Annotated in this window: 24 protein-coding genes; 15 read left to right on the top strand and 9 right to left on the bottom strand. The window is 59.2% G+C overall.

All coding sequences use genetic code 11. From position 1 onward, the window contains the following. Window positions 1–153 precede the first annotated feature (153 nt). From EK369_RS10540 to EK369_RS10530, 3 genes are read left to right on the top strand one after another with little or no spacing between them, the layout of a single operon-like run. Window positions 154–1,230 (top strand): catalase, encoded by a 1,077-nt coding sequence (locus EK369_RS10540; RefSeq protein WP_127114209.1) that lies wholly within the window; start codon window positions 154–156, stop codon window positions 1,228–1,230. Continuing rightward, window positions 1,220–1,936 carry a hypothetical protein gene (locus tag EK369_RS10535; RefSeq protein WP_127114208.1) on the top strand — a complete coding sequence of 239 codons (717 nt, stop codon included), beginning with the start codon at window positions 1,220–1,222 and terminating at the stop codon, window positions 1,934–1,936. Before EK369_RS10540 ends, EK369_RS10535 begins: the two co-directional genes overlap by 11 nt. Further along, the gene (locus tag EK369_RS10530) at window positions 1,933–3,369 is read left to right on the top strand and encodes a Dyp-type peroxidase (RefSeq protein WP_127114207.1); all 1,437 of its coding nucleotides are present in this window, start codon (window positions 1,933–1,935) and stop codon (window positions 3,367–3,369) included. Before EK369_RS10535 ends, EK369_RS10530 begins: the two co-directional genes overlap by 4 nt. On the opposite strand, the gene EK369_RS10525 is transcribed toward EK369_RS10530, so the two are convergent. Together EK369_RS10525 and EK369_RS10520 are read right to left on the bottom strand one after the other, a co-directional pair. After that, the gene (locus tag EK369_RS10525) at window positions 3,366–6,512 is read right to left on the bottom strand and encodes an ATP-binding protein (RefSeq protein ID WP_164726962.1); all 3,147 of its coding nucleotides are present in this window, start codon (window positions 6,510–6,512) and stop codon (window positions 3,366–3,368) included. The two genes, EK369_RS10530 and EK369_RS10525, sit on opposite strands and share 4 nt — an antisense overlap. A gap of 164 nt (window positions 6,513–6,676) precedes the next feature. Then, the gene (locus EK369_RS10520; protein WP_127114205.1) at window positions 6,677–7,111 is read right to left on the bottom strand and encodes a MarR family winged helix-turn-helix transcriptional regulator; all 435 of its coding nucleotides are present in this window, start codon (window positions 7,109–7,111) and stop codon (window positions 6,677–6,679) included. Between the two features lie 147 nt (window positions 7,112–7,258). Between EK369_RS10520 and EK369_RS10515 the strand changes: the two genes are divergently transcribed. After that, entirely contained in the window at window positions 7,259–9,166 is a 1,908-nt protein-coding gene (locus tag EK369_RS10515; RefSeq protein ID WP_127114204.1) for an FAD-dependent monooxygenase, read from the top strand. 32 nt (window positions 9,167–9,198) lie between these two features. On the opposite strand, the gene EK369_RS10510 is transcribed toward EK369_RS10515, so the two are convergent. Continuing rightward, window positions 9,199–9,501 (bottom strand): DUF6476 family protein, encoded by a 303-nt coding sequence (locus EK369_RS10510; RefSeq protein ID WP_127114203.1) that lies wholly within the window; start codon window positions 9,499–9,501, stop codon window positions 9,199–9,201. On the opposite strand from EK369_RS10510, the gene EK369_RS10505 reads away from it, so the two are divergent. The 3 genes from EK369_RS10505 to EK369_RS10495 all read left to right on the top strand — a co-directional run bounded on the left by EK369_RS10505 (window position 9,500) and on the right by EK369_RS10495 (window position 11,271). Further along, on the top strand, window positions 9,500–10,528 hold the full coding sequence (locus EK369_RS10505) for an RluA family pseudouridine synthase (protein ID WP_127114202.1): 1,029 nt from the start codon (window positions 9,500–9,502) through the stop codon (window positions 10,526–10,528). The two genes, EK369_RS10510 and EK369_RS10505, sit on opposite strands and share 2 nt — an antisense overlap. 117 nt (window positions 10,529–10,645) lie before the next feature. Further along, window positions 10,646–10,864 carry a hypothetical protein gene (locus tag EK369_RS10500; RefSeq protein WP_127114201.1) on the top strand — a complete coding sequence of 73 codons (219 nt, stop codon included), beginning with the start codon at window positions 10,646–10,648 and terminating at the stop codon, window positions 10,862–10,864. Between the two features lie 59 nt (window positions 10,865–10,923). Beyond that, window positions 10,924–11,271, top strand: coding sequence for a hypothetical protein (locus tag EK369_RS10495; protein WP_127114200.1), 348 nt, complete (start codon window positions 10,924–10,926; stop codon window positions 11,269–11,271). A 30-nt stretch (window positions 11,272–11,301) separates the two neighbouring features. Here the strand turns inward: EK369_RS10495 and EK369_RS10490 are convergent, their stop codons facing one another. Continuing rightward, complete coding sequence (locus EK369_RS10490; RefSeq protein ID WP_127114199.1) at window positions 11,302–11,796, bottom strand: hypothetical protein; 495 nt, start codon at window positions 11,794–11,796, stop codon at window positions 11,302–11,304. 374 nt (window positions 11,797–12,170) lie between these two features. Between EK369_RS10490 and rpoH the strand changes: the two genes are divergently transcribed. The 4 genes from rpoH (at window position 12,171) to EK369_RS10470 (ending at window position 14,974) form a co-directional block, all read left to right on the top strand. Then, window positions 12,171–13,067 (top strand): RNA polymerase sigma factor RpoH, encoded by an 897-nt coding sequence (gene rpoH, locus EK369_RS10485; protein WP_127114198.1) that lies wholly within the window; start codon window positions 12,171–12,173, stop codon window positions 13,065–13,067. Between the two features lie 166 nt (window positions 13,068–13,233). Then, a complete protein-coding gene (locus EK369_RS10480) occupies window positions 13,234–13,503 on the top strand; it encodes a DksA/TraR family C4-type zinc finger protein (RefSeq protein WP_127114197.1) in 270 nt (89 codons plus the stop codon). A gap of 9 nt (window positions 13,504–13,512) precedes the next feature. Next, window positions 13,513–14,484: a Gfo/Idh/MocA family protein gene (locus tag EK369_RS10475; protein ID WP_127114196.1), complete on the top strand. Its 972-nt coding sequence runs from the start codon at window positions 13,513–13,515 to the stop codon at window positions 14,482–14,484. 4 nt (window positions 14,485–14,488) lie between these two features. Continuing rightward, window positions 14,489–14,974, top strand: a complete 486-nt coding sequence (locus EK369_RS10470) for a flavodoxin family protein (RefSeq protein ID WP_127114195.1) — start codon at window positions 14,489–14,491, stop codon at window positions 14,972–14,974. Here the strand turns inward: EK369_RS10470 and EK369_RS21985 are convergent. Then, a complete protein-coding gene (locus tag EK369_RS21985) occupies window positions 14,971–15,870 on the bottom strand; it encodes an endonuclease V (protein ID WP_206198069.1) in 900 nt (299 codons plus the stop codon). The genes EK369_RS10470 and EK369_RS21985 overlap by 4 nt on opposite strands. Window positions 15,871–16,001: 131 nt before the next feature. On the opposite strand from EK369_RS21985, the gene EK369_RS10460 reads away from it, so the two are divergent. After that, window positions 16,002–16,646 carry a hypothetical protein gene (locus EK369_RS10460; protein ID WP_127114194.1) on the top strand — a complete coding sequence of 215 codons (645 nt, stop codon included), beginning with the start codon at window positions 16,002–16,004 and terminating at the stop codon, window positions 16,644–16,646. Between the two features lie 34 nt (window positions 16,647–16,680). Here the strand turns inward: EK369_RS10460 and EK369_RS10455 are convergent, their stop codons facing one another. Continuing rightward, the gene (locus tag EK369_RS10455; RefSeq protein WP_127114193.1) at window positions 16,681–17,025 is read right to left on the bottom strand and encodes a hypothetical protein; all 345 of its coding nucleotides are present in this window, start codon (window positions 17,023–17,025) and stop codon (window positions 16,681–16,683) included. A gap of 128 nt (window positions 17,026–17,153) precedes the next feature. Continuing rightward, complete coding sequence (locus tag EK369_RS10450; protein WP_127114192.1) at window positions 17,154–18,974, bottom strand: M3 family oligoendopeptidase; 1,821 nt, start codon at window positions 18,972–18,974, stop codon at window positions 17,154–17,156. 160 nt (window positions 18,975–19,134) lie between these two features. Here EK369_RS10450 and EK369_RS10445 point away from each other — a divergent pair, with 160 nt between their 5' ends. After that, window positions 19,135–19,965: a fumarylacetoacetate hydrolase family protein gene (locus EK369_RS10445; protein WP_127114191.1), complete on the top strand. Its 831-nt coding sequence runs from the start codon at window positions 19,135–19,137 to the stop codon at window positions 19,963–19,965. A 21-nt stretch (window positions 19,966–19,986) separates the two neighbouring features. Here EK369_RS10445 and EK369_RS10440 read toward each other — a convergent pair whose 3' ends face one another. Both EK369_RS10440 and EK369_RS10435 read right to left on the bottom strand, forming a co-directional pair. Next, window positions 19,987–20,928 (bottom strand): alpha/beta fold hydrolase, encoded by a 942-nt coding sequence (locus EK369_RS10440; RefSeq protein ID WP_127114190.1) that lies wholly within the window; start codon window positions 20,926–20,928, stop codon window positions 19,987–19,989. Further along, window positions 20,928–21,218 (bottom strand): SCP2 sterol-binding domain-containing protein, encoded by a 291-nt coding sequence (locus EK369_RS10435; RefSeq protein ID WP_127114189.1) that lies wholly within the window; start codon window positions 21,216–21,218, stop codon window positions 20,928–20,930. Before EK369_RS10435 ends, EK369_RS10440 begins: the two co-directional genes overlap by 1 nt. Before the next feature lie 123 nt (window positions 21,219–21,341). Here EK369_RS10435 and EK369_RS10430 point away from each other — a divergent pair, with 123 nt between their 5' ends. Both EK369_RS10430 and EK369_RS10425 read left to right on the top strand, forming a co-directional pair. Next, window positions 21,342–21,851, top strand: coding sequence for a hypothetical protein (locus tag EK369_RS10430; protein WP_235871398.1), 510 nt, complete (start codon window positions 21,342–21,344; stop codon window positions 21,849–21,851). Between the two features lie 19 nt (window positions 21,852–21,870). Further along, window positions 21,871–24,720: a helicase-related protein gene (locus EK369_RS10425; RefSeq protein ID WP_127114187.1), complete on the top strand. Its 2,850-nt coding sequence runs from the start codon at window positions 21,871–21,873 to the stop codon at window positions 24,718–24,720. Window positions 24,721–24,747: the final 27 nt, after the last annotated feature.

Raw genomic sequence — 24,747 nt, 5'->3', positions numbered from 1 at the left:
TGTTAACTATTAAGGCATTACCGCATTTCATGAGCTGCCAGAGGCAGTTGTTTTTTTGAAACGCCAATACCAGTGACAGGGTTACAGGAGCGCGCAGCCGGACCGGTGTTCACGGTTGGACACCCGGCCCTAATTGGCAAAATACACGTCCTGATGACCCAGCGGGCCCATGTGCCTTCGGGGGGACAAAACATGCACTACTCAGACCTTGCCAAGCGCATTGTGGATGAACTTTTGCGACCGGATGGCAGTGACAAACTAAGGCCGGTGCACACGATTGGCATTGGCGCAACGGGCTATTTCGAACCTTCGGAAGTGGCGCCGCAGTATTGCAAGGCAGACCATTTCATCACCCCGCGTACCAAGGCAACCTTGCGGTTCTCCAATGGTTCGGGCAGCAAAACCCAGCATGACGACTGGTCCGATGTCCGGGGCATGGCCACGCGGTTTCATCTGTCGGACGGCACGGACACCGACCTGATCATGATGACGCTGCCCGAGTTTTTCGCACGGACCCCCGAGGAATTTCTGGAGTTCACGCTGGCGGCCAAGCCAACAGAAGTGCATTGGGTCTCGCCGTGGAAGAAGATCTGGCAGATGTTGCATCTGATCCCGCCGCAGCCCGATCCCTATCCCGATGAAGAGATCAGCCCCAACGAAGGGGCCATCAAGTTTGCCAATGAAAACCGGTACTCGCAGCTGGCGGTGTTTCAGGCTGCTGCGATTGGGGCGCCGGTCAGCTACCTGCGGGCGGCCTATCATGCGGTGCATACCTTTGTTGTTACAGGCGAGGACGAGGTAGAGCGCTGGGTGCGGTTCACCTGGCAACCGATTGATGGGGTAAAGAATGAAAACCCGTTGGATCCACCGGGGGCGGACTATCTTCAGGGGCGTTTGCGGGACCGGCTGGCGGATCACACCTCGCGCTTTACGCTGATGATGCAGATCGGTGAGGTCGGGGATGCCTTTGACGACAGCACCAAGCCCTGGCCGCCGCATCGCCAGCGGGTGATGATGGGCACACTGACATTGGATCACGCGGCGGAGGATACCAAGGCGCAGGATGACTATTTTGAGAAGCTGAGTTTCAACCCGATGTTGCTGACGCCGGGTATCAGGGCGTCGGAGGACCCGGTGCTGCACATACGCAAAGAGGCTTATGCCTATTCGAGTGGAAAACGCGACGCCACCCCTTGCCCGTTCTCAGGAGGCGCAGAAGATGACCAATAAGGACACCTGGTTCAATCGTTATGTGAACAGCCTGCCGACACGGGGCTGGTTCAAGCTGTTGTCACGTTATGTGGTGGTGCCCTACTGGATCTGGCGCGACCCCAAGCCCAAGTTGCCGGGAGGGCCAAGAGAAAGCCCGCAGCCTAGTGAAAATACCCAGCGCATGATGAACCTGATCATGCCGCTCAAGGATCCGTCGCCCATGGGCCGTGCCATGGCCGCCATGGCCATTGCGCAGAACGTCGATGAGATCTTTTCGGGGCTCGACAACGTTGGCACCGTGCACACGGCGCGGTTTTTGATCCTGGGCGACAACCTGTGCATGATCTCGGTCTACGATGGGGATTTCAGCAATTACATCCGCGACTTCATCGAAACGATTGGCAGTGTGTTTGATGCCGTAATCTCGCAGATCAAGGGGGCTGAGCACATGATCCCGACCTGCGATCACGTTGAGGAGTTCATTGAATGGGTTCATGACCATGACCTGTTCCAGGCTCCGGACTTTCCCACCGATCTGTTTGCGCTGCAGGACGCGGCCAAGGGGTTGCCGACGGACGGGCCGGCGCATGAGATCATGACCCTGCCGCGGGATCTGATCCTGCAACTGCATGCCAATCCCAACCTGTCTCTGGGCGGGGGCTATCGGTCGTATCCGGGGTATTCTGCAGCGCAGGTGCGCGACAAATTTGGAGTGGGCTGGTGAACAAACAGGTGAAAAAAGACGTCGATATCGACGCGATCGAACGTGATGTTCAGGGCAACATCCTGCGCAGCTACAGCCGCCATCTGGTGCGCCACTTGATGCTCGAGGTCACGAACGTTGCGGCTGCGCGACGGTTCCTTGGGGTGGCCGCAAACGGGGGCAGCGAGGCTGTGCCCGCGATCACGCCGGGCAGTGACTGGGGCAAAGCAAAGCCTCCGTCCAACTTTAACATCGGCCTGACCTTTGAAGGGTTGAAGGCTTTGGGTGTCTCGCGGCGCACGCTGCAGACCTTTCCGGTGGAGTTCAGCCAGGGCATGACCAAGCGCGCCATGAAGATTGGTGACTTTGGGGACAGTGCGCCGGACAAGTGGCCCGCACCCTTTGACACCCCCGAAAAGGTGCATATCGTGGCCTCAATCCATGCGGATGAAGAGGGACAGCTGGACAAGGTCGAAGCGCAGGTGGCCAAGGCGTTCACCGTGCTTGGTGTGCGCGATGGGCGCGGGCTGGGACGCGGCAAGGTGTTCTTTGGCTACAAGGACAGCATCTCGCAACCGCGGTTCAAATGGGTCAAGGACCGCACGCAGGCCACCGCCGACGAGCCCTTGGATCCATTGGGGACCATTCTCTTGGGATACCCGACCTCGATGGAGGACATGAGTTTTCGCGTTCCGTACCCTGATGCTCTGGGTCTTAACGGCAGTTTCAACGCCTTCCGGATTCTGGCGCAGGCTTCGTATGATTATGAAATCTACCTCGATGAAGCCGCAGACTTCCTGTTGAAACACAAGGATGTGGACCTGCTGTTGCCGCCGGGTGCTGAAAAGAAGGTGGGCAAAGGGCTGGATCGCCACGCCGCATTGCGCGAGATCGTGGCGGCGCAGATGTGTGGGCGCTGGCGCAATGGCACGCCTTATGAAACCTCGCCGGACACCATGGACCCGGACCCCGATGTGTCCCCCACGAATTTCGACTATTCCGCCCAATCGAGATGCCCGGCAGGCGCACATATGCGGCGCGCCAACCCGCGGGGCGGGCACATTGTGCAGCGCATTGCCACCTACACCCGGCGGTTGGTGCGGCGGGGCATGTCTTATGGGCCGGATTTTGATCCCGATGACTTTGATCGCAAGAACCCCGACCGGCGTGAGCGCGGGCTGCTGGGCAACTTTCTCTGCGCCAACCTGGGTGCCCAGTTTGAGGCGGTGATGTGTGACTGGCTGAATGTCGGGCTCCAAACCCCCAGCATCACCGGCACAAACGATCCGCTGCTCGGGGCCAATACGGCTGAGACCAGCCGCTTTGACCTGACGTTGCCGGACAATGCAGGGACGATTTCGATCTATGGATTTCCCCGGTTCGTGACGGCACGCGGAGGAGCCTATACGTTCCTGCCAAGCCTGACTGCGATCCGCTATCTGTCAGAGCTTTAGCCGAGATCGGCCAGTTCCTTTTCGATGCGGTCCAGCATCGGAGAGGGGCCGGTCGGTGCGACGATGCGCTGGGCTTCGGTCAGGTGCTTGCGCGCCAGGTCGTGCTTTTTCTTGATCTTGTAGAGGCGCCCCAGAATCATTTCCGCGCGCCCGATGTGGTGGCCATCTGGGTCGAACATCGGATTGGCACGGGCTTTTTCGATCATTTGCGGGATCAGCTTGGGCCCCCGCAACATCACCTTGCTGAGCGAGCGGATATTGCGGACCAGAACGCCCAGCGAGGCATCGCCCTCACCGGCGAGGATTTCCAGGTAAACCTCGCATAGGAATAGGCGGTACCAGTCGGCGGCGATGTCATACCCTTCGGCCTCGCGGCGCGCGATGGAGGCTTCGATCAGGCGCAGGCCTTCGTCGATACGCCCCTCGATTGCCAGGGCGACGCCCATCATGGTGTCGGTGGTCGACGTGAACAGGGTCCAGCCCCGGTCGGCGCAGCGATCGCAATAGGCCTGAACCTGTTCGGCTGCACCGGGCAGTTCCAGTGGGATCATGGAGGCATAGCGCGCCGCGTCGGAAATGGTGATCTCAAACTGCACGCGCGACAGCACACGCGCCTGTTCGGAGATTTCAAAGGCCTGCTGGTGATCGTCGCTGGCCAGCGCAATCAGTGCCTTCATGCTGACGCCATATCCCAACGAGCGCGGGTCGTTCATCTTGCGGCCATGCACCACCATTTGTTCGGCAGCATCGCGCGCTTCGGCCACACGCCCACGGCAGACGGCATTCCAGCCGATATGTGCCAGGAAGAAGTTCTGGAGATAGGCGTCGTCCAGCCCTTCGAGAATGGTTTCGGCTTCGGCCCGCTTGGCCTCGAACGCGTCACTGGAGAGTTTGCCACTGTAGCAAGACAACACAAGCTCGCTGACAATGGCATAGGCAAGCGTGTCGCGGTCGCCTAGGCGTTCGGCCATGGCTGAGAGGTCCTGTTGCACGTCAACGGCGTCACGATAGCGGCCATTCCAGATCAGGCACGACACATAGTGGTGCAGGAAATGTACGTGATGCGGGCTGTCACCGAATTCGGTCAAGAAGGGAAGACCGCTGTCCGCCAGCTTCATCATCGTTTTTACCCGCAGGGAAATGTTGGAACACAGCGCGTAATCGGCCAGCAGTGCAGCGTATTGTTCGTCGGTGGCGCACCCGGGGTCTCGCTCATAGAGCTTGAGCGCGGTCGTCAGGTAGCGGTCAGCTTCGCCCAGAGAAAAGATGCCCAGTCCCTTGGCCCCGGCCATGGCCGCGAATTTGAACGCCTGATCCTTTCGGTCGGTCAGACTGTAATGGTAGGCCAGTGTTTCAGCGACTTCGATCAGACGCCCTTCTGCGCGGTTTTCAACCGCCGAGGCGATGGCGAGGTGCAGCTCGGTTTTTGCCTCTGACAACAGGCCTTGATAGACGGTTTCACGCAGCAGGACATGTTTGAAGGCATAGTCGTGGCTGTTGCGGTCATGGTAGACGATGTCGAGATCCCGCAGGCGCTCCATCTCGCGGTCCAGGTTGACAGAATGCCCAAGCACCACCGAGAGAAGCGCCGGCGCAAAGCGGCGACCTATCACGGCGGCGGCCTGCAAAAGGTTGCGTTGTTCGGGTCTCAGGCGGTCTATGCGGGCGGTGAGCAGCCCCTGCATGCTGAGAGGCAAGGAACTGGCGCCCTGCTCGGCGTCAAATGTAACGGTGCCATCAATGACATGGACAGCGCCTTCTTGTTTCAGGAAGGCGATGATTTCCTCGCCAAAGAGGGGATTGCCGCCAGCGCGCTCAGTCAGTTGCGAGACCAGGGTATCTGGCAGGTCTTGTGCCCCAAGGCGCTTTTGCGCGATGCGAATGATGTCATCATCACTCAGCGGTTGGAGGGCGATCTGTGTCACAGGTTTGGCGTTCAGCCAGTCCGGCACATACTCGGGTCGGCGGGTCTGTATGACCAGGAGGTTGGGCAGACTTGCGTCGTCCACCAGATTTTTGACCAGTTCTTGTGACGCGTTGTCGAGCCAGTGCACGTCTTCCAGATGCAGGATAACCGGCCCATTGCGGCATTGCGCAGCGAGAAGCGCCGGCAAGAGGTCGCGCGTGCGCAGACCTATCAGAACTCCGTCGAGCCCTTGCAAAGCGCCCGCAGGGGGCTGCATGCCAAGGAGATTGAGAAGCAGGCCGAGGTTTTCGTCGGAGAAAAGGTCAGCCCCTTCCAGCCCCTTGGTCAAGAGACGCAGGATGCGGTCGGGATCGTCGTTGTCGCGCAAATGAAAGGAACTGCGCAGGACTTCGAGAAAGGGGAAAAAGGGCACCTGCTGCCCGTCAGCCGAGCAATGCCCAGCCAGCACCGTTGCATTCTGTGACTTGGCGCGTTCCAGAAACTCGAACACGAGGCGGGTTTTGCCGAGTCCCGGCTCTGCGACCATATCCAGAAGTTGCAGCCCATGTGGCACGGCCTCGAGCACTTGGGCCATGGTTGCCAACTCGTCCACGCGGCCGACGTAGTCGCTGAGACCACGCGCAAGCGATGCGTCAAATCGGGTGGCCGCCTTTTTGATGGTGTGCAATTGCCACAGATCTTGCGGGTCAGCCACGCCCTTGATCTCATGCGCTCCGCCAAAACTGTGATCCACCTGCCATTCCACCAGGCGGCGCGTGGTGTCACAGAACAGGCTGCCGCCTTCGGGCGCGAGCGACTGAATGCGCGAGGCGAGGTTCACGGTGTTGCCAACGGCGGTCAGTTCTGCGCCTTCGACCGAGGCCATGACAGCGACGCCGGAGCTGATGCCGACCCGCATCTTGGGGCGCACATCAAAGCGGGACTGGATGTCATCCGCCGCATTGTCAAAGGCCGCGTGGATCGCCAGGCCTGTGCGGCATGCCCTGAGAGCCGCATCTTCCAGGGCTTCGGGGATGCCGAACACGGCCATGATGCTATCGCCCGCAAAGCCACGCACGGTGCCGCCATGGGCCTGAACCACGCTGGTCAGCGTATCATAGATCATCTTGGTGAAACCGACGGCGCGTTCCTCTCCCAGCCCGGCCACAATCGCAGTGTAGCCGACCATATCCGTGAACAGGACGGTAACCTGGCGTCGATCGCCTTGCGTGGTCATTTGGTCCATGGCAGATCCCGATGCGGGAAGGATTAATCTATTCATAGACCATTTGGCGCAAAATCGCTAGCGACCCAATACTTACGGCTTTGTGAGAGGATCGCCCCTCTGACCCCGCGAAAGAGGTTGCGACATCGGTGTATGCTGGCTGGTGATCGGGCTTGCTAGTCCGGCTCGGGTGCCAGGTGCACTGCCTTGGCAGCCAGTGTTTTGAAAACCTCGCGCTCTTGCGGTGTCAGACCCGCCAGAATGTCGTCTTGCAGCGCGATGATCACCGGCAGAATTTGCGCAAGAAGGGTTTCACCGGCCTCGGTCAGGCGCACCTCGCGGGCGCGTCGATCCTGTAACGAGACGTTGCGCGCAACCAGGCCCTTTTGAACAAGCCGGTCAATCACGCCTCCGATTGTGGCGCGGTCATAAGCGATCATGGTGGCGACCCCGGCCTGGTCGATCCCGGGGTGCGTTGCAATGGCGTCCATGGCTGCAAACTGGACTGGGGTCAGGGAAAACCCCGCCGCCTGAGCCTGCTGGGTGAACGTCTGAGTCGAGCGTTGGTTCAGGCGCCGGATCAGGTGCCCGGCCATATCATGTGTCCGCATGTCCACCTCCGTTTGGTAAGAGTATTGAATTAATAATGATAAAATACATATAGTTAGGAGAAAAAGATTTGTATACTTATTTCTCTTGACTGAAAATAGTAAGTATAGATACTAATTTCAACAACCAGATAGAGAAGGTGCGTGGCAATGAAGTATTATGTTGATGGATTTCGAGGGGGTGACCCGGATGTCAAATCCGGGGCTCTTGGCTGGAGAGAGCAGGGTGCCCATGCACCCTTGCCCGACGAAGTGGATGTCCTGATCGTGGGAACCGGCCCGGCCGGGTTGTGCCTGGCAGCACAATTGGCGCAGTTTCCGGAGATCCGCACGATGATCGTCGAGCAAAGCCCCTGCAATATTGAAAAGGGCAAGGCGGACGGAATCAACACGCGCACGATGGAGATGTTCCAGGCCTTTGGCTTTGCAGACAAGGTGAAGCGCGAGAGTTACTGGGTGAACCAGACGGCATTTTGGATGCCCAACCCGGAAAAGCCTGAACATATCCAGCGCATTGGGCGTGTGCAGGATGTGGCGGATGACAGTTCGGAGATGCCGCATATCCTGATCAATCAGGCGCGGTTGCACCAGTTGTTCCTGGACGTCATGAAAAATGCCCCGGCCCGGATGGCGCCGGACTACAGCTGGGGCCTCAAGAGCCTGACGGTAGACCCGGATGCGGATGACTATCCTGTCACTGTGACTCTGGAGGACACCGGCGTGAATTGGGGCGAAACCCGCAAGGTGCGCGCCCGCTATGTTGTTGGCTGTGATGGCGCGCGCTCAAAGGTGCGTGAGGCGATTGGCGGCAAGCTGGAAGGAGATGCCGCGCATCAGGCCTGGGGTGTGATGGACATTCTGGCCAACACGGATTTTCCTGACGTGCGCCAGAAATGTCTGATCACCTCGGCCAGTGAAGGCAATGTTCTGATCCTGCCACGCGAGGGCGGGTACCTGTTCCGCATGTATGTTGAGTTGGACAAGCTGAACCCGGACGAGCGGGTCGGTAGCCGGAACTTTACCCAAGATGACATGATCGCAGCCGCGAACCGCATCATCCAACCCTATTCACTGGACGTGAAAGAGGTGGTCTGGTGGTCGATCTACGAGATCGGGCACCGGATGACGGACCGTTTTGACGATGCGATCGAAGGCGAAGACCGCGCACCACGGGTGTTTACGGCCGGAGATGCCTGTCACACCCACAGCCCCAAGGCGGGGCAGGGCATGAATGTGTCAATGCAGGACACGTTCAATCTCGGGTGGAAGCTGGCTCATGTGTTGCAGGGGCGCGCTGATGCGCGGCTGTTGCACAGCTATTCCGGGGAGCGCTGGGTCGAGGCCAAGCGGTTGGTTGAGACTGACCACAAATGGGCGCGCATCATGTCCGCCCCTCCGGGTCAGTCGGATTTGGACAGCACGGACGAACCACGATTTGTGCAGGCGTTCAAAGAAAACCTCGAGTTCACCGGCGGGTTGGCCGTGACGTACGACGCGTCGAACCTGATAGGCGGGCCGGATCATCAGGCGCTGGCCACAGGGTTGGAAGTGGGTCGCCGGTTCCATTCGGCCCCGGTTGTACGTCTGGCAGATGCCAAGCAGATGCAGTTGGGACATGTGGCCGAGGCCGACGGGCGCTGGCGGATCTATGCATTTGCCGGGGCAGGAGATGACGGGCAGCAGGGTGGTGCAATCCACCAGTTGGCAAGCTGGTTGGCAGAGGATGCGCACTCGCCAGTTGTGCGGTATCGGCGCGCAGGTGAGGATGTTGACGCGCTGATTGAGACATTGGCGGTGTTCCAGCAGACCTTTGAAGTGCTGGCCTTTGAGCAGATGCCAGACTTGTTAAGGCCGGAGACCGGAAAACTGGGGCTGACCGACTACCAAAAGATCTATTGCGTCGATCACAAAGGGCTGGGCGATATCTTTGATATGCGGGGCATTGACCGGGCAGAGGGCTGCATGGTTGTGGTGCGTCCGGATCAGTACATCGCGCAGGTCTTGCCGCTGGGCGGGGTTGAGGAGCTATCGGCGTTCTTTGAGGGGATCTACGGTTAGGGGCTCTTCCGCCCTTGCGGGCATCCTCGCCATTAATTGGCGGGGATGAGCGGGATTTCCTGACGCAGGGCTCCGGTCAGCTGGTCGTAAATCAGGATGTGCTGATCGTCGGTCACCACGGCCCACCAGCCCTCGCCGATGGTCAGGGCAGTGGCGTTGACGCCCTCGGGAAGGGTGATTTGGTCCGGCATTGTCGGGCCATTTGCATTCAGGCGGATGACAATCAGCGCGACAACCACTACAAGCCCCACCATCATCACGGCGGTCATCGTCGTCACCAAGCGGCGCAGAAAGCGCAGGTTTGCCGGTTCGACCGGTTCAGGAGCTTCTTCCATGGCCACTCGCCTTGTCACGTTTCAGATTGCGGAGACCCCGCCCAAGCGTCTTGATAAGGCGCTTTCGCGCGATGTGCCAGAGGCGGAAGCCCTGTCGCGCACGCGTCTGGCGCGTTTGATGGCAGAGGGCCATGTGCGTCTGAACGGGGCCGAAGTGCGTGATCCCAAGGGCAAGGTTGCCGAGGGGGACAGTGTTGAGATCACCGTGCCGGTGGCGGATGAGACCCATATCGGCCCCGAAGATATCCCGCTGGATGTGATCTATGAAGATGACGATCTGATCGTCATCAACAAGCCCGCTGACATGGTGGTGCATCCGGCGCCGGGCACGCCAAACGGCACGTTGGTCAATGCGTTGCTGCACCATTGCGGCGATACGTTGTCCGGAGTGGGCGGCGTACAGCGTCCCGGCATCGTGCACCGGATCGACAAAGAGACCTCGGGTCTGCTGGTGGTAGCTAAATCGGATCGCGCGCATCAGGGGCTGGCGGCGCAGTTCGAAAAACACAGCGTCGAGCGTTATTATCGCGCGGTTGTCTATGGCGTGCCGGATGCCAATGACCCACGCCTGCGCGGCGTGCGAGGGGTGAGTTTCGAATCCGGCAATATCATGCGCGTCACCACCATGCTGGCGCGGCACAAGACCGACAGGCAGAAACAAGCGGTGTACTTTGATCAGGGACGCCATGCGGTGACGCGCAGCCGCATCGTCGAGGCGTTTGGAACACCGCCAGTGGTGTCGCTGATCGAGTGCTGGCTGGAAACCGGACGTACGCACCAGATCCGTGTGCACATGGCCCATGCCGGTCATGGCCTGGTCGGAGATCCGACCTATGGCGGGCGGCGTAAACTGGCGGAAAAGGCTATCGGGGCAGGGGCACTGGCCGCGGTTCAGGCCTTTCCCCGGCAAGCGCTGCACGCGGCAGTCCTGGGGTTTGAACACCCCGTCAGCGGTGAAATGATGCGCTTTGAAGCGCCGTTGCCCGAGGATATGGCGGGGCTGATTGAGGCGCTGGGTCCACGGTAGGGAACCCTGATTCAGGTGCGACATCAGGCCCGGAAATGGCGGGCTCTCTCACGTTGATATTGAGCATCCTTCCTGTAGGTTGATTTTCAGTAACCTCTTAAACCACCAGGAAATTTTATGAAGTTTTTGACCCTTTTGGCTGCGGGCGCAGTCGCTTTGACTCTGTCTGCCTGTAACAGCACGACAAACGAGCCCAAGCAGAGCCCGACACCAGAGCAACAGGCCGAGCTGGAGCAGGCCCGCGCCGAGATGATCAAGGCAGAGTGCAATCTCTACAAAGAAGCGATCAAGCGAGACCCCAAAGTGACACTGCCCGAGCAGTGCATCGGGCTCTGACAATGTGCCAATCCCCTGCCACAAAGCCTGCGTGGCGCCGCGCGGTGCGGGAGTTGGGGATGTTTTGTGGTATCGGGGTCGGACTCTTGATGATCGCGGGCTGTGAAAGTGCCGAGCAGGTGCAGGCCCGCGAAACCCAGTTCAATGGTCTGCCGCTCACCCAGGTGATTGCCCGGATCGGTGCACCCCAACATCAGGACGCGTCCCGTGCCGTGTGGAAACATAACGAAAAGGTCACTCAGGCGATCCCGATTCAGACCTATCGGGATGGCAGGTATCAGTTTGACGGCTACCGCTATGAGACGCGCCACCTGACCTGTACCTATGTGGCGATCTTTCGCGCAGGCTATGTTCAGGAAAGCCATTACACGGGCAATGACTGTCGCCGCTATGCTCCAAAGCTTTAGAACTCTGAAAACCGGGGCGTGTGAAACGTGTTACTGACCCAGTGCAAAAGTCATGCCAGCGGTGATCACGGCACCGGTGTCACCGTTTGACTGCGGCGCGGGGATGATCTGGGCAAAGACGTTGCGATAGTTCATCTGAAAGGCCGGGAGAAACACGATATCCGAGCTGCCGAGCGTGTTGTCGAAATGCTGGGCATTGTCGCCATAGTCGGCAAAGATGACCGTCGCGCCAAGCCTGACCTGGCCCACGTCCCAGAGCTTGCCCACTGAGACCATGGGCGAGACGTCTTCGTAGCTGTTCAGAAACAGACCGGCGCTGTAGTCAAGCGTGCCCAGACGGTCCTCCCAGGTCAGGATCAGGCCCGGGTTGAACTCATTCCAGCTGTTCATGCCGGAAGCCGCGGGCGGATCGATGTTGACGTGGTGCGAGGCCAGTGGAACGTAAAGACGGTCCGGTTTGGCACCCTCAGCGAGTGCACTGGTTGCCAGACCAAGTCCCAAAAGAGCTCCGAAAAGCGGTTTCATTGTCGTCTCCTGCCCGAAGGACGCTGTTTCGCGTCGCATATTGCTGCCTAAAATACCCATCCCGCTTTTGCGGGTTCGTTAAAATTGTCATCTCTTCTGGGCGCCATGAGGGTAACAGTTTGGCAAAACAGCGACAGGGGGCACAAAGAGGTTTGCCAGAACCTGTGGTAAATAGGACTCGGCACAGGTGGCTTTGAAACAAATGCTGCACCTGCAACACAACGCCGTGAAAGCGCTGTCATAGTTATGGTAAAGCGGCTTCGAAGCCTTAATCTTTTCATAAGGAAATTTTGTTAGCGGTCCTTGAAAGGCCGTTAGCGCCAACCTAGATGAATGTTAAGACCTATAACATTCGACAGAACAGGGGGCATACTATGGGTAATTACGCAAACCTCCCGGCACCGACACCTGAAGGCGGCTTGAACCGCTACATGCAGGAAATCCGCAAATTCCCGCTCTTGGAGCCGGAAGAAGAATACATGCTGGCCAAGGCGTGGGTCGAAAAAGAAGACACAGCCGCGGCGCATAAGATGGTCACCTCGCACCTGCGGCTCGCCGCCAAAATCGCCATGGGCTATCGCGGCTATGGGTTGCCGCAGGCTGAAGTGATTTCCGAGGCCAATGTGGGCCTGATGCAGGCTGTGAAAAAGTTTGATCCTGAAAAAGGCTTCCGTTTGGCGACCTATGCCATGTGGTGGATCCGTGCCTCGATCCAGGAATATGTCCTGCGGTCATGGTCGATGGTCAAGTTGGGCACAACGTCGGCGCAGAAGAAACTGTTCTTCAACCTGCGTAAGGCCAAGGCGCGTATCGGCGCGCTGGAAGAGGGCGACCTGCGTCCTGAAAACGTTCAGCGCATTGCCACTGATCTTGGTGTGACCGAGGACGAGGTGATCTCGATGAACCGGCGCATGAGCGGTGGGGACGCCTCGCTGAATGCACAAGTCGGCTCCGAGGGCGAAGGCACGATGGAGTGGCAGGATTGGCTGGAAGACGAAGATGCCGATCAAGCCGCAGACTATGAGGCCAGGGATGAGTTGGATGCGCGCCGTGAACTGCTTGCGCTGGCCATGGATGTGCTGAATGACCGTGAAAAGGACATTTTGACCCAACGCAGGCTGAGCGAGAAAAACGTGACGCTGGAAGATCTCAGCACGCAATATGAGGTCAGCCGCGAACGTATCCGCCAGATCGAAGTGCGTGCGTTTGAGAAGTTGCAAAAGCGCATGCGCAGCCTGGCGGCCGAACGCGGTATGCTGACCGCGGGATGATTGCGGCGCTCTGACCGCGCAACACATTCTGAAACGCCCTGGTGAACACGCCAGGGCGTTTTGCTTTGGGCTGGGTGGGGCCGGAATTTGGCCAACGCCCACCCACCCACCCCGTTGCCCAAATTCCGGTCTCCGGTTAGGCTGCATTCTGGCAGGAGGACATGTCATGGCAACAGGTTGGGCCAAAGACGGGGCGGTTCAGGAACAGATTGAAGCGTCCATCAACGATGAATTGGCGCGTTTGAAGGCGCAGAAAACCCCGGTGGGGGAAAGCCTGCGGTTTTGCGCCGAGTGCGATGAGGAAATTCCCGAAGCCCGACGTCAGGCCGTCCCCGGGGTGAAGCTGTGCATCGATTGCATGCAGGAACGCGACGCCGCCCACAAGGCGCGCGGTGGCATCAACCGGCGCGGCTCGAAAGACAGTCAGTTGAAATAGGAACAGATGATGGGTGAACCGATCCGCTGGGGTATTCTGGGGTCTGCGAATTTCGCGCTGAAACACATGGCCCCCGCGATTCATGCCGCCGAAGGGGCCGAGCTGGTGGCTTTGGCCACACGCAATGCCGCGCGGGCCGCGCCGTTTCAGGCGTTTTGCCCCGGATTGCGGGTGCATGAGAGCTATGACGCCCTGCTCGCGGATCCGGATGTGGATGCGATCTATATTCCACTGCCCAATACTTTGCATGTGCCCTGGAGCACCAACGCGATGCAGGCGGGTAAACATGTTCTATGTGAGAAACCCCTCGCGATGCGGGCGGCAGAGATCGACGCGCTGATTGCATTGCGAGATCGCACAGGTCTGGTCATGGCCGAGGCCTACATGATTGTGCACCACCCGCAATGGCAGCGGGTCAAGGCCTTGCTGGCAAATGGGTTTATCGGTGACCTTTTACATATTAACGGTTTGTTTTCGTTCCGAAATACCGATCTCGATAACATTCGCAATCGACCAGAAATGGGCGGTGGCGGGCTGCCTGACATCGGTGTTTACACGCTGGGTGCGGCGCGGTTCGCAACGGGGCTGGAGCCTGAAATCCTTTCTGCGCGGCTGACCTATCAGAACGGCGTCGATGTCAAAGCCGAGGTGCATGCGACGCTGGGACCGGCGAGCCTGTTCACCATGGTGTCGACGCGTATGCAGCCCTATCAGGAAATGCTGTTTCATGGCACCGAGGGCTCCATCAAGATTCGGGTGCCTTTCAATGCGGGGGTTGCCGGTGAGGCGCAGATAGAGATGCGGCAAGGCAACGGCCCGGTGCAGGTCGAGAGTTGGCCGCAGGTGGCGCAATATGTCGAACAGGTCGAGGCCTTTGGGCGTGCGGTGCGCGGGCAGGCGGCCTTTCCCTGGTCGCTGGAGGATGCGCGGGGCACCCAGGCGGTGCTGGATCGGGTGTTCGAGATTGCGACACGGGTCTGAGCTGATGGCGAAGCTTCTGATTGTCTATCACTCGCGCACCGGCGGCAGCCGACAGATGGTTGAGGCTGCGGCAGAGGCCGCACGGAGCGAAGTTGAGGTGGAAGTGTTGCGAGCAGATGAGGCCGGGCCGGATGCCTTGCTTGCGGCACAGGGTTATCTCTTTTGCGCGCCGGAAAACCTCGCGGCCCTGTCCGGGCAGATGAAAGAGTTCTTTGATCGCTGTTACTATCCGGTGTTGGGTCAGATTGAGGGACGCCCCTATGCACAGATGATCTGTGCCGGATCTGATGGAGAGAATGCGGCGCGGCAATTGGCGCGGATCGCGACGGGATGGCGGCTGCGCGAAGTGCAACCCGCGGTGATTGTCTGCACCCATGCGCAAAGTCCCGAGGCGATTTTGGCAGAGAAAGTGATTAATGCCAAAGCGTTGGAACGCTGCCGCGAGATCGGCCTGGCGTTGGGCGCTGGGCTGGCAATGGGGGTGTTTTAGTTCGCCGCGTCACGGGCCAGCCGGTCGGCTGCGGTCAGCAAGGTCGGCAGGCGGTGGGGCCCGTGCATGGCCCGGATGCAGGATTTGGCATCCTCAACGGACATGCCAGCGGCGGTGACATAGAGCGGCTGCTGACTGGTGCCGCGCAGGAGTTCTGCGGTGTCGGGGGTGCCTTGGAATTGGGTTTTGGCGACGCCGATCACTGGGATTTTTTCGTTCAAGGCCCGGAAGAGGTGCATGCCCAACCCATCACGCTCTTCGGCCCCCAGAGTGACATAGCCGTCGATGATAATCAGGGTTGGCGGTGTCTGCATCTTGTCCAGAAGCGCGAAAATGCAGGGCAATTCACGTTTGTAAAACGCGCCCGGTTCATAGGCGGCAACGGGTGAGATCGTGGTGGTGAGGGTTTCTGAAGGGTCCTCGCGGTGCCAATCCGCAAAGAGAATAGCGGCGGCGGTGGCGGTGTCGCCTGCGTAATGCACGTCGACGACCATCAGGGGGCCTTCTTCTCCGTCGTCCTCTTCTTCTTCGTCCTCGGGCAGGACGGGGGTGATCTTGCACTCTTTGGAGAGAAACCATGCCGACGTGAGATCCCAGGGGTCAATCCAGACCGGGTAGGGATGTTTCAGGTGGCGGGGTTCGTGGATGTGGTGCTTGTCGTGCCAGTAAAGGCGGTAGGTCTGATCTTTCCATGTGAAGCGAAAGTCGTGATAGAGGAGGCCGGGCAGCTCTTTTCGCGGGCCACTGAATATGGCGTCAGCGGTGGTGAGTGAGCCTGCGTAGTGATCGGTTGTTTGGTGAAATGCATTCAGTTTCTTGCGAAACCGAAGAGGCGCGCCGGGCACGCGTGGGAGAGGGGCCAAGAGCCAGATGACGAGGCGGCGAAACGGGGTCAACGTGTCGGGTCCGAAGCTGGGTAATACGGGGGGGATTTGGCGGCAAATGCCGTGGAATTGCAAGCGGGCAGTGGGGATCACACAATAAGCGGGAGTGGTGCCTGAGGGGGCTTTTCTTTGCGGGGCGCAACGTGCAGTTATGGGACATCCATAGTGACAAGGCGGGCGGTGATATGAACAACAGCAAGGTTTTCTGGGGCGTGACGGTTGCTGTGCTGTTGTTGTGTGTCCTGCTGTTTCTGGCAGGGGTGCCGGTCACGGCAGAGAACCAGTTGATGGAAATCGCGCAGGTGGTTGTGTTGATCCTGGCGTTTCTCATCATGGCGCAAAGTCATGTGATGGCCTTTGGCAAATCCCCGCGCACATCATCCGAAAATGCCGATCTCTCTTTTGCCCTGTTCCTGTCGGTCATTCCCTTTGCGGGCGCGGGGCGGGAGCTGAACTTTGGTCGGATGCTGGGGGCTGGGCCGGATGTTGTCGGTGTTGTCGAATTGGTGATGGGGGCGATTGTCCTGATCCTGATCGGCTTCAGCCTGTTCCTGCTGGTCGCTCGGGTAAAAAACCGCTTGTCAGAGGCCAAGCGCATTTTCACCGGCCCGATCTGCCGCGCGATGTACCTGGCCACGGCGGCCTTTATCGTCGCGGATGTGTTCGAGAAGCAAAAGACCGGCACCGCGGGGATGGTGTTCATGGAAGAGGTAATGGAGGTCTTTGCCTTTTTCATGATCCTCCGTGCCGCGATTAATGTGCGTCGGCGGGTGCTGGAGTGGGGGTAGTCGGAATGACTTCGGGATTCGATTGTCGCGACCTTTAGGAAGTCGGATCAAGGCCCTGAAGCTTGCAATCAAGCGGCGTACTAATACCCGCTAGCTGAAAATGGTCAGGCGCCAGAAACGTAATCTCATCCCGGATCTGACCCATATTCAACCATTCTTTTTTTGCTTCTGCCACCAACTCTGGAGACGGATTGTCGTCATTTCCAAAACGAACGGAAACCACTTCGGTAACTTCTGTCAGCAAGACATTGCCTTTGAGGGACCACGTCTCCTTGGTGCTGATTTCGGTTTCCGACTCGTAATCCTGTTCGAAAAAAGTGAATTTCATGCGCGTGACACGCTCCAAGGTGCCAAGTGGGCGAAATGTCATCGCGACCATTGTCGCAATATGCGTTGGCGGATTTGACACTTCCGTCTGAGCGTCACATTCCCATCTCCCCAAAAGAGTGTTGGCTGCGACAGCAGTCCCAGCGAGGCAAAAGATGCCAAGACTGCCCAGAAAAGTTCTCACCCTTCCATCGCCTCCAACTCATCAATCATCTCGGAGATCATCGAGAGACCCTTGTCCCAGAATTTCGGATCACTGGCATCCAGACCGAATGGCGCGAGCAGTTCCTTGTGGTGCTTGGAGCCGCCGGCTTTCAGCATGTCGAAATACTTGTCCTCGAAGCCCTCGGCGCCCGAGGCATAGACCGCGTAGAGCGCGTTGACGAGGCCGTCGCCAAAGGCATAGGCGTAGACGTAGAAGGGCGAGTGAACGAAGTGCGGGATATAGGCCCAGAAGGTCTCGTATCCTTCCATGAAATCAAAAGCTTCGCCCAGGCTTTCCGCTTGTACGGACATCCACAGCGCGTTGATGTCATCGGGGGTGAGTTCCCCTTCGCGGCGCGCAGAGTGCAGTTTGCATTCGAAATCGTAAAACGCGATCTGGCGCACCACGGTGTTGATCATGTCCTCGACCTTACCGGCGAGCAGGATCTTGCGCTGTTCCTGGGTCTCGGCATTGTCGAGCATCTTGCGGAAGGTGAGCATCTCGCCAAACACTGAGGCAGTTTCGGCCAGCGTGAGCGGGGTGGAAGAGAGCATTTCGCCCTGATCTGCCGCCAGAACCTGGTGCACGCCGTGGCCCAGCTCGTGGGCAAGCGTCATCACGTCGCGTGGTTTGCCCAAGTAGTTCAGCATCACGTAGGGGTGCACGTTGGTGACGGTGGGGTGGGCAAAGGCGCCGGGGGCCTTGCCGGGCTTCACCGCCGCATCAATCCAGCCCTTGTCAAAGAAGGGTTCCGCCAGCTCGCCCATACGCGGGTCAAAGGCGGTGTAGGCATCCATCACCATCTTGCGTGCGGTGGGCCAATCGACGGTCTTGGTGTCTTCCATCGGCAGGGGCGCGTTGCGGTCCCAGACCTGCATGCGATCGAGGCCGAGCCATTTGCGTTTCAGCTCGTAATAGCGATGGCTGAGTTTTGGATAGGCGGCGACAACGGCGTCGCGCAGGGCCTCGACCACTTCTGGCTCAACATCGTTGCTGAGGTGGCGGCCGGTCTGGGCGCTGGGCATGTTGCGCCAACGGTCGATGACCTCTTTTTCCTTGGCGGCGGTGTTGTGCACGCGGGAGAAGATCTTGATGTTTTCCTGAAAGACCCGCGCCAGTTCACGCGAGGCTGCCTCGCGTTTGGAGCGGTCCTGTTCGGTGAGGTAGTTGAGCGTGGCCTCGATATTGAGATCTTCGCCCTCCATCTCGAACGTCAAACCGGCGATGGTTTCGTCAAACAGCCGTTCCCATGCGTCGCCAACCACACCGAGATCGTGCAGGAATTTCTCAAGCTCGTCCGACAATTGGTGCGGTTTCATTGCGCGAATGCGGCGAAAGACCGGTTCGTAGCGCGCCAGCTCGGCATTTTCTGCAAAGGCAGTGGTCAGCACATCGTCCTCCAACCGGTTCAGTTCCAGCGTGAAGAACACCAGCGGTGTGGTGAAATTGGTGATCGCCTCCTGACAGTTCGACATGAACTGCGCGCGTTCGGCATCGGTGGTCAGCTGATAATAACGCAGGCCTGCATAGGACATGACGCGACCTGCGACCTGATTGATTCTCTCGTTGCGCTGGACGCAGATCAAGAGACCCGCGGCGTCAAGGTCAGCCAGCTTCCCCTCGTAATCAGCGGCAAAGGCGGCGCATTCCTGTTCAAGCCACTCCAGATCCGCTGTCAGTTCAGGCGCGTCGTCGCCAGTGTAGAGATCGCTCAGGTCCCATTCGGGCAGGTCGCCCAGATTGTCAGAACCGTGGCTGGCATTGGCGTCTCGAACGGGAAAGGGCAGGTCGCGCATTTAGGGCCTCTTGGAAGGTGTACAATTGTCAGGTGACAGATAGGCAGAGGGGGCGGGGGGGTGCAAGGGGGCGCGGCGATCTGTGAACGTGCTTTTCCGTGGTGCCAAAGTTCATTAGGCAGGAAGCAACAGCAATGGGTCAGATATTGGAGGAATGCGCATGAAGTTTGTGAGGTTTGGCGATGTCGGCCAGGAAAAACCGGGTGTTCTGGACGCTGATGGGCACATTCGGGACCTGTCCGGTGTGATTGGGGACTTGGCTGGAGATACTCTTGCCAGCTTGCCTGACATCGACCCAACGGATCTGCCGCGCGTTGAGGGCACCCCACGGTTGGGCGCGCCGGTGGGGCAGGTCGGCAAATACCTGTGCATCGGATTGAACTATTCCGATCACGCTGCAGAAGCGGGGATGGCGCTGCCGGACGAGCCGATCCTGTTCATGAAAGCCACCAGTGCGATTGTCGGCCCGAATGATCCGATCATTCTGCCGCGCGGGTCTGAGAAATCCGACTGGGAAGTAGAACTGGGCGTGGTGATCGGAAAACCTGCGAAATATGTCAACGAGGCTGAGGCGCTGGATCATGTGGCGGGTTATTGCGTGGCCAATGACGTTTCGGAACGTGCGTTTCAGATCGAGCGGGGTGGTCAATGGACCAAAGGCAAGAGCTGTGACAGCTTCGGCCCGCTTGGACCGTGGTTGGTGACGCCGGACGAGGTGGGGGATCCGCAGGATCTGTCGTTGTCGCTGGATGTGAATGGTGCCCGGATGCAGTCCGGCAGTACCCAGGCCATGGTGTTTTCGGTGGCCCAGGTGATTTCCTACCTGTCGCAGATGATGACCCTGCATCCGGGGGATGTGATTGCGACAGGGACGCCGCCGGGTGTGGGCATGGGAATGACGCCGCCAAGGTTCCTGAAAGCCGGAGATGTGATGGAAACAACCGTCGAGGGGCTGGGGAGCCAGCGCAATAGGGTCATGGTGGACGCCTGAAGCTATCAGGGATGCTGGTGCTTACCGGTTGGCGTCGAAAAAAGCGGCAGTCCGGTCGTGGATCATCTCGCGAATGGCCGGGAGCTCCATCAGCACTTCGTGTTCAGCACCTTTGATCATCACCAACTCACCGTCCGGCCAGTTTGCCATGCGGGTGTGGATGGCTTTTGGCTCGACGATCTGTTCCAGGTCACCGAGAAAGGTCAGGCAAGGCACATCCGGAGACGGTTGCCCGGCGAGGTCTTTCATGTCACCCAGGGCCTCGTGCAGCCAGTGCAACGAGGGTCCCCCCAGCGCCATGTCCGGGTACCGGCGCATCTGTTCCTGCATGTAGCGGTACATATCGTCGTCGTGGGTCAGGTTGTTGCCCTCAAAAGGCTCGGCAAGGACGTAGGTGTGTGCCTTGGTGCCCGGGGTTAGCTTGTGGCCGATCCCGGTCTTTTTACTGGCCCAGCTGAGAGCCCATGCCGTCGGGCGCATGACCGCTGACATCAGGATGCCCCACATTGGCGCCGAGAACACGGCGGCCTTGATCGGAAGCCCCGACATCACCGCACGCAATCCAATAGCGCCGCCCATGGAGTGAGCGATCAGGAAATAGGGTTTGGGCAGGTCCAGATCCTCGGCTGCTGCCATCACCACAGCGAGGTCTTTCTGATAGTCGGCAAATTCCGCGACGTACCCCGAGTCGCGGTCCTCGATCAGACGGTCGGCAAGACCTTGTCCGCGCCAGTCGATGGCCAGCATTGCGTAACCACGCTTGCCAAAAGCCTCGGCCGTGCGTCCGTATTTTTCGACGTATTCCGTGCGGCCGGGGAAGAGCAGGATGGTGCCTTTTTCTTCTTCCGCCCGCCAGTGTGCCATGCGAATACGCACCCCGTCCGACGTGGTTAGCCAATGGGCGGTGCCGTTTTCCGGCCCGTCCGCCACATCATGATAAAACGGAGCGGGGTGCATCTGCATCAGGCGAGAACGGCGCCCAGTTTCATCGCCATGCCCATGTCGCCGTCAACGGCCAGACGTCCGCCCATGAAAGCAGCGGTTGGGTTCAGCTCACCTTCAAGGATCGCCTGAAAGGTTTCGGCGTCGGCGGTCATGGTGACGTCGGTTTCGTCGTCGGCGGCGCGCACGCCATCGCCATCAATCACGACGGCGCCTTCGTCTTCGATCACGAACTTGGCCGAGCCGTCAAATGCGTCGCCACCCAGTTTTTCGGTGAGGGCGGTGACAGCTGCGTTGATGATATCGCTCATTTGTGTTGTCCTTTGCTTGAAGCGCATCTGGTAAATACAGGGTTACGCGCTAATATCGTGATTGTTATGGGCATGCGAATTCGATTTCTCAAACTTACCGTGGCGGCAGTCTTGCTTGCAACTGTGTTTTTTCAACCTGTGGTTGTTAATGCGGGACAAGAAGAACTTGACGCGCTTTTGCTGGAGCTGCGTGAGGCTGACCCTGCGGACGCGACGCGTATTGCGAACGAGATATCCCTGGAGTGGCAAAAATCCGGGTCTGCCAGTGCAGATCTTTTGCTCAAGCGAGGTCGGGAGGCGATGGAGCGGGGCGAGTTTGAGGTGGCGATTGGCCACCTGACTGCGCTGGTTGATCACGCACCGGGGTTTGCCGAAGGCTGGCATATGCGGGCGGGTGCCTATTTCAATGTGGGTCTGATCGGCCCTGCGCTGAGCGATCTGGAGCAGACGCTGGCGCTGAATCCGCAGCATTACGAGGCGATTCTGGGTCTCGCCAGCCTGTTCGAGATGATCGAGCGCCCGGCAGAGGCCTATGAGGCCTATGTTCAGGTCAAGGCTATACATCCACACCATCCGGACGTTACAGAAGCGCTCGACCGACTCGAGCCGATGGTCAAAGGCCAAGAGCTCTAATCCACAAAAAGGCAGCGACATGTCCTTGCAGGGGCGCATCACGGCGGTTCTTGGGCCGACGAACACGGGCAAGACGCACTACGCGATCGAACGCATGCTGGGCTATCGCTCGGGTGTGATCGGCTTGCCTTTGCGGCTCTTGGCGCGCGAAGTTTATGATCGAATCGTTGCGGTGCGCGGGCCCTCGGTCGTGGCGCTGGTCACCGGCGAGGAACGGATTGTGCCGCCACGCACGCAGTATTGGGTCTGTACTGTCGAGGCGATGCCAGACGGCTTGGGGGCTGATTTCCTGGCCATCGACGAAATCCAACTGTGCGCCGATCCTGAACGTGGTCATGTCTTTACCGACAGGCTGCTGCGGGCGCGCGGTACTCATGAAACCCTGTTCCTGGGCAGCGACACGATGCGCGGGGCCATTCGCGAGTTGGTGCCGGAAGCCGAGTTCGTGCAACGCGAGCGAATGTCGACATTGAGCTATTCTGGTAGTCGCAAGATTAGCCGGATGCAGCCGCGCTCGGCCATCGTGGGGTTTTCGGTGGACAACGTTTATGCCATTGCCGAGCTGTTGCGCCGCCAAAAGGGGGGCGCAGCCGTGGTGATGGGCGCGCTCAGTCCGCGCACGCGCAACGCGCAGGTCGAGCTGTATCAAAACGGGGACGTGGATTACCTCGTGGCGACCGATGCGATCGGCATGGGGCTGAACCTGGATATTGACCATGTCGCGTTTTCCTCGCTGACAAAGTTTGATGGGCGGCGTATGCGCGCATTAGCTCCGAACGAGTTGGCGCAGATCGCAGGCCGCGCCGGGCGCGGGATGAGCCAAGGTACATTTGGAGTGACGGGCGAGGCACCACCTCTGGATGTCGGGGTGGCCGATGCCATCATGGAGCACCGCTTTACTCCGATCCGCAAACTCAACTGGCGCAATGCGCGGCTGGAGTTCGGTACGGTGGATGCGCTGATCCGCTCGCTTGAAGTGGCCCCGGATGACGAAATGCTGATGAAGGCGCGTGAGGCGGATGACCTCATGGCGCTAAAGACCGTGAGCCAGGTCGACGAGGTTTTTGCCCGCGCCAGTGATGCGCAGTCCGTGAAGCTCTTGTGGGATGTCTGCCGCATTCCCGATTTCCGTGGTATCAGCCATGCGGAACATGCTGGCATGATTGAGGGGATTTTCAGCGATCTGCACCAGTATGGCCGCGTGCCGGACGATTGGATGGCGCGACAGGTCAAACGGCTGGATCGCGCCGATGGCGACATTGACACATTGTCGAAACGACTGGCTTATATTCGCACGTGGACATATGTCGCGCAGCGAAATGGCTGGGTCAGAGACGAAAACCATTGGCGTGGCGAGACGCGCGCTGTAGAAGACCGCCTGTCAGATGCGTTGCACGCAAAGCTGACGGAAAAATTTGTGGACCGGCGTACAAGTGTTTTGCTGCGGCGGCTCAAACAGAAGGAGGCCCTTTTGGCCGATGTGAATGACAAGGGTGAGGTGACCGTCGAAGGAGAATTCGTCGGTCGGCTCGAAGGGTTCCGTTTTATCGCGGACAAGGAAGCAGCCGGAAACGAGGCCAAGACGCTGAAGCAAGCGAGCTTGCAAGCTTTGGCGCCGCATTTTCATCTGCGCGCGGACCGGTTCTATAACGCGCCTGACACCGAGATCGACTTTACCGATCAGGGTGGTTTGATGTGGGGTGAATACGCGATTGGCAAGTTGGTCAAAGGGGCCGACCCCCTGAAGCCGGGTGTTGCCGTGTTTGTCGATGACGAAGCCGGTGCCGAAGTTTCGCAAAAGGTCGAGCGCCGTTTGCAACACTTTATCGACCGCAAGGTTGCGGCGTTGTTCGAACCCCTTCTGAACCTTTCCCGGGACGAAGAGCTGACGGGTCTGGCGCGCGGCTTTGCGTTTCGCATGGTCGAAGGCCTCGGTATCCTGCCGCGTGGCGACGTTGCCACCGAAGTGAAAGAATTGGATCAGGACGCCCGCGGTGCGTTGCGCAAGCATGGTATTCGCTTTGGTCAGTTCACCATCTTCATGCCCTTGCTGCTGAAACCTGCCCCAACCCGTTTGCGTCTGGTTCTTTGGGCGCTGGCCAACGATCATCAGGAATTCCACGAAGCGCCGCCTCCGGGTCTGGTGACCGTGCCTGCAGGGCAGGGTGTGCCGCAGGGGTTCCATGCGATGTCTGGCTATCGGGCCGCTGGCGAACGGGCGATCCGCATCGACATGCTGGAGCGTCTGGCTGACATGCTGCGCGCCGAAGACAGCCGTGGTGGCTTTGAGGCCAAGGCGGACATGCTGTCGATCACTGGGATGACGTTGGAACAGTTTGCCGACCTGATGCAGGGTCTGGGCTATAACGCTGAAAAGGGCGAACGCGAGAAAGTCAAAGCGATTGCCGAGTCTCCGGTTGAAGCAAAGGCGGAAGCTGCGGCAGAAGGCGAAGCACCTGGTGAGGATGCCGTGTCTGCTGAAACTGAGACGCCCGCTGAGGTTCCGGCAGAAGCCGAGGCACCTGTTGCGGAAGCCGCTGTCGAAGCACCGGCTGAAGATGCCGCCGAAGAGGCGCCAGAAGACACTGGCCCCGAGATGGAGGTGTTCTACAGCTTCACCTGGGCGGGCAACCGCGGCAACCGTGGCCCACGCCGCGAGCGTGGTGGCCAGCAGGGTGGCGGTCGTCGCGACCAGGACAATCAGCGGGGCGACAAGCCACGCGGCAAAGGCAAACCCAAAGGCAAAGGTGGCCCGCGCCGTGATCAGGGACCCAAACAGTTCCAGTCACGCCCCCCGAAGAAAGAAAAAGCCATTGATCCCGATAACCCCTTTGCAGCCGCATTGATGGGTCTCAAGGACAAGGGCTGAACCGCACATAACCCCGATCTGCGCGAC

Source organism: Shimia sediminis (genome assembly GCF_003990645.1).
Taxonomy (GTDB): domain Bacteria; phylum Pseudomonadota; class Alphaproteobacteria; order Rhodobacterales; family Rhodobacteraceae; genus Shimia; species Shimia sediminis.
This window is presented reverse-complemented; position numbering and strand designations above follow the sequence as displayed.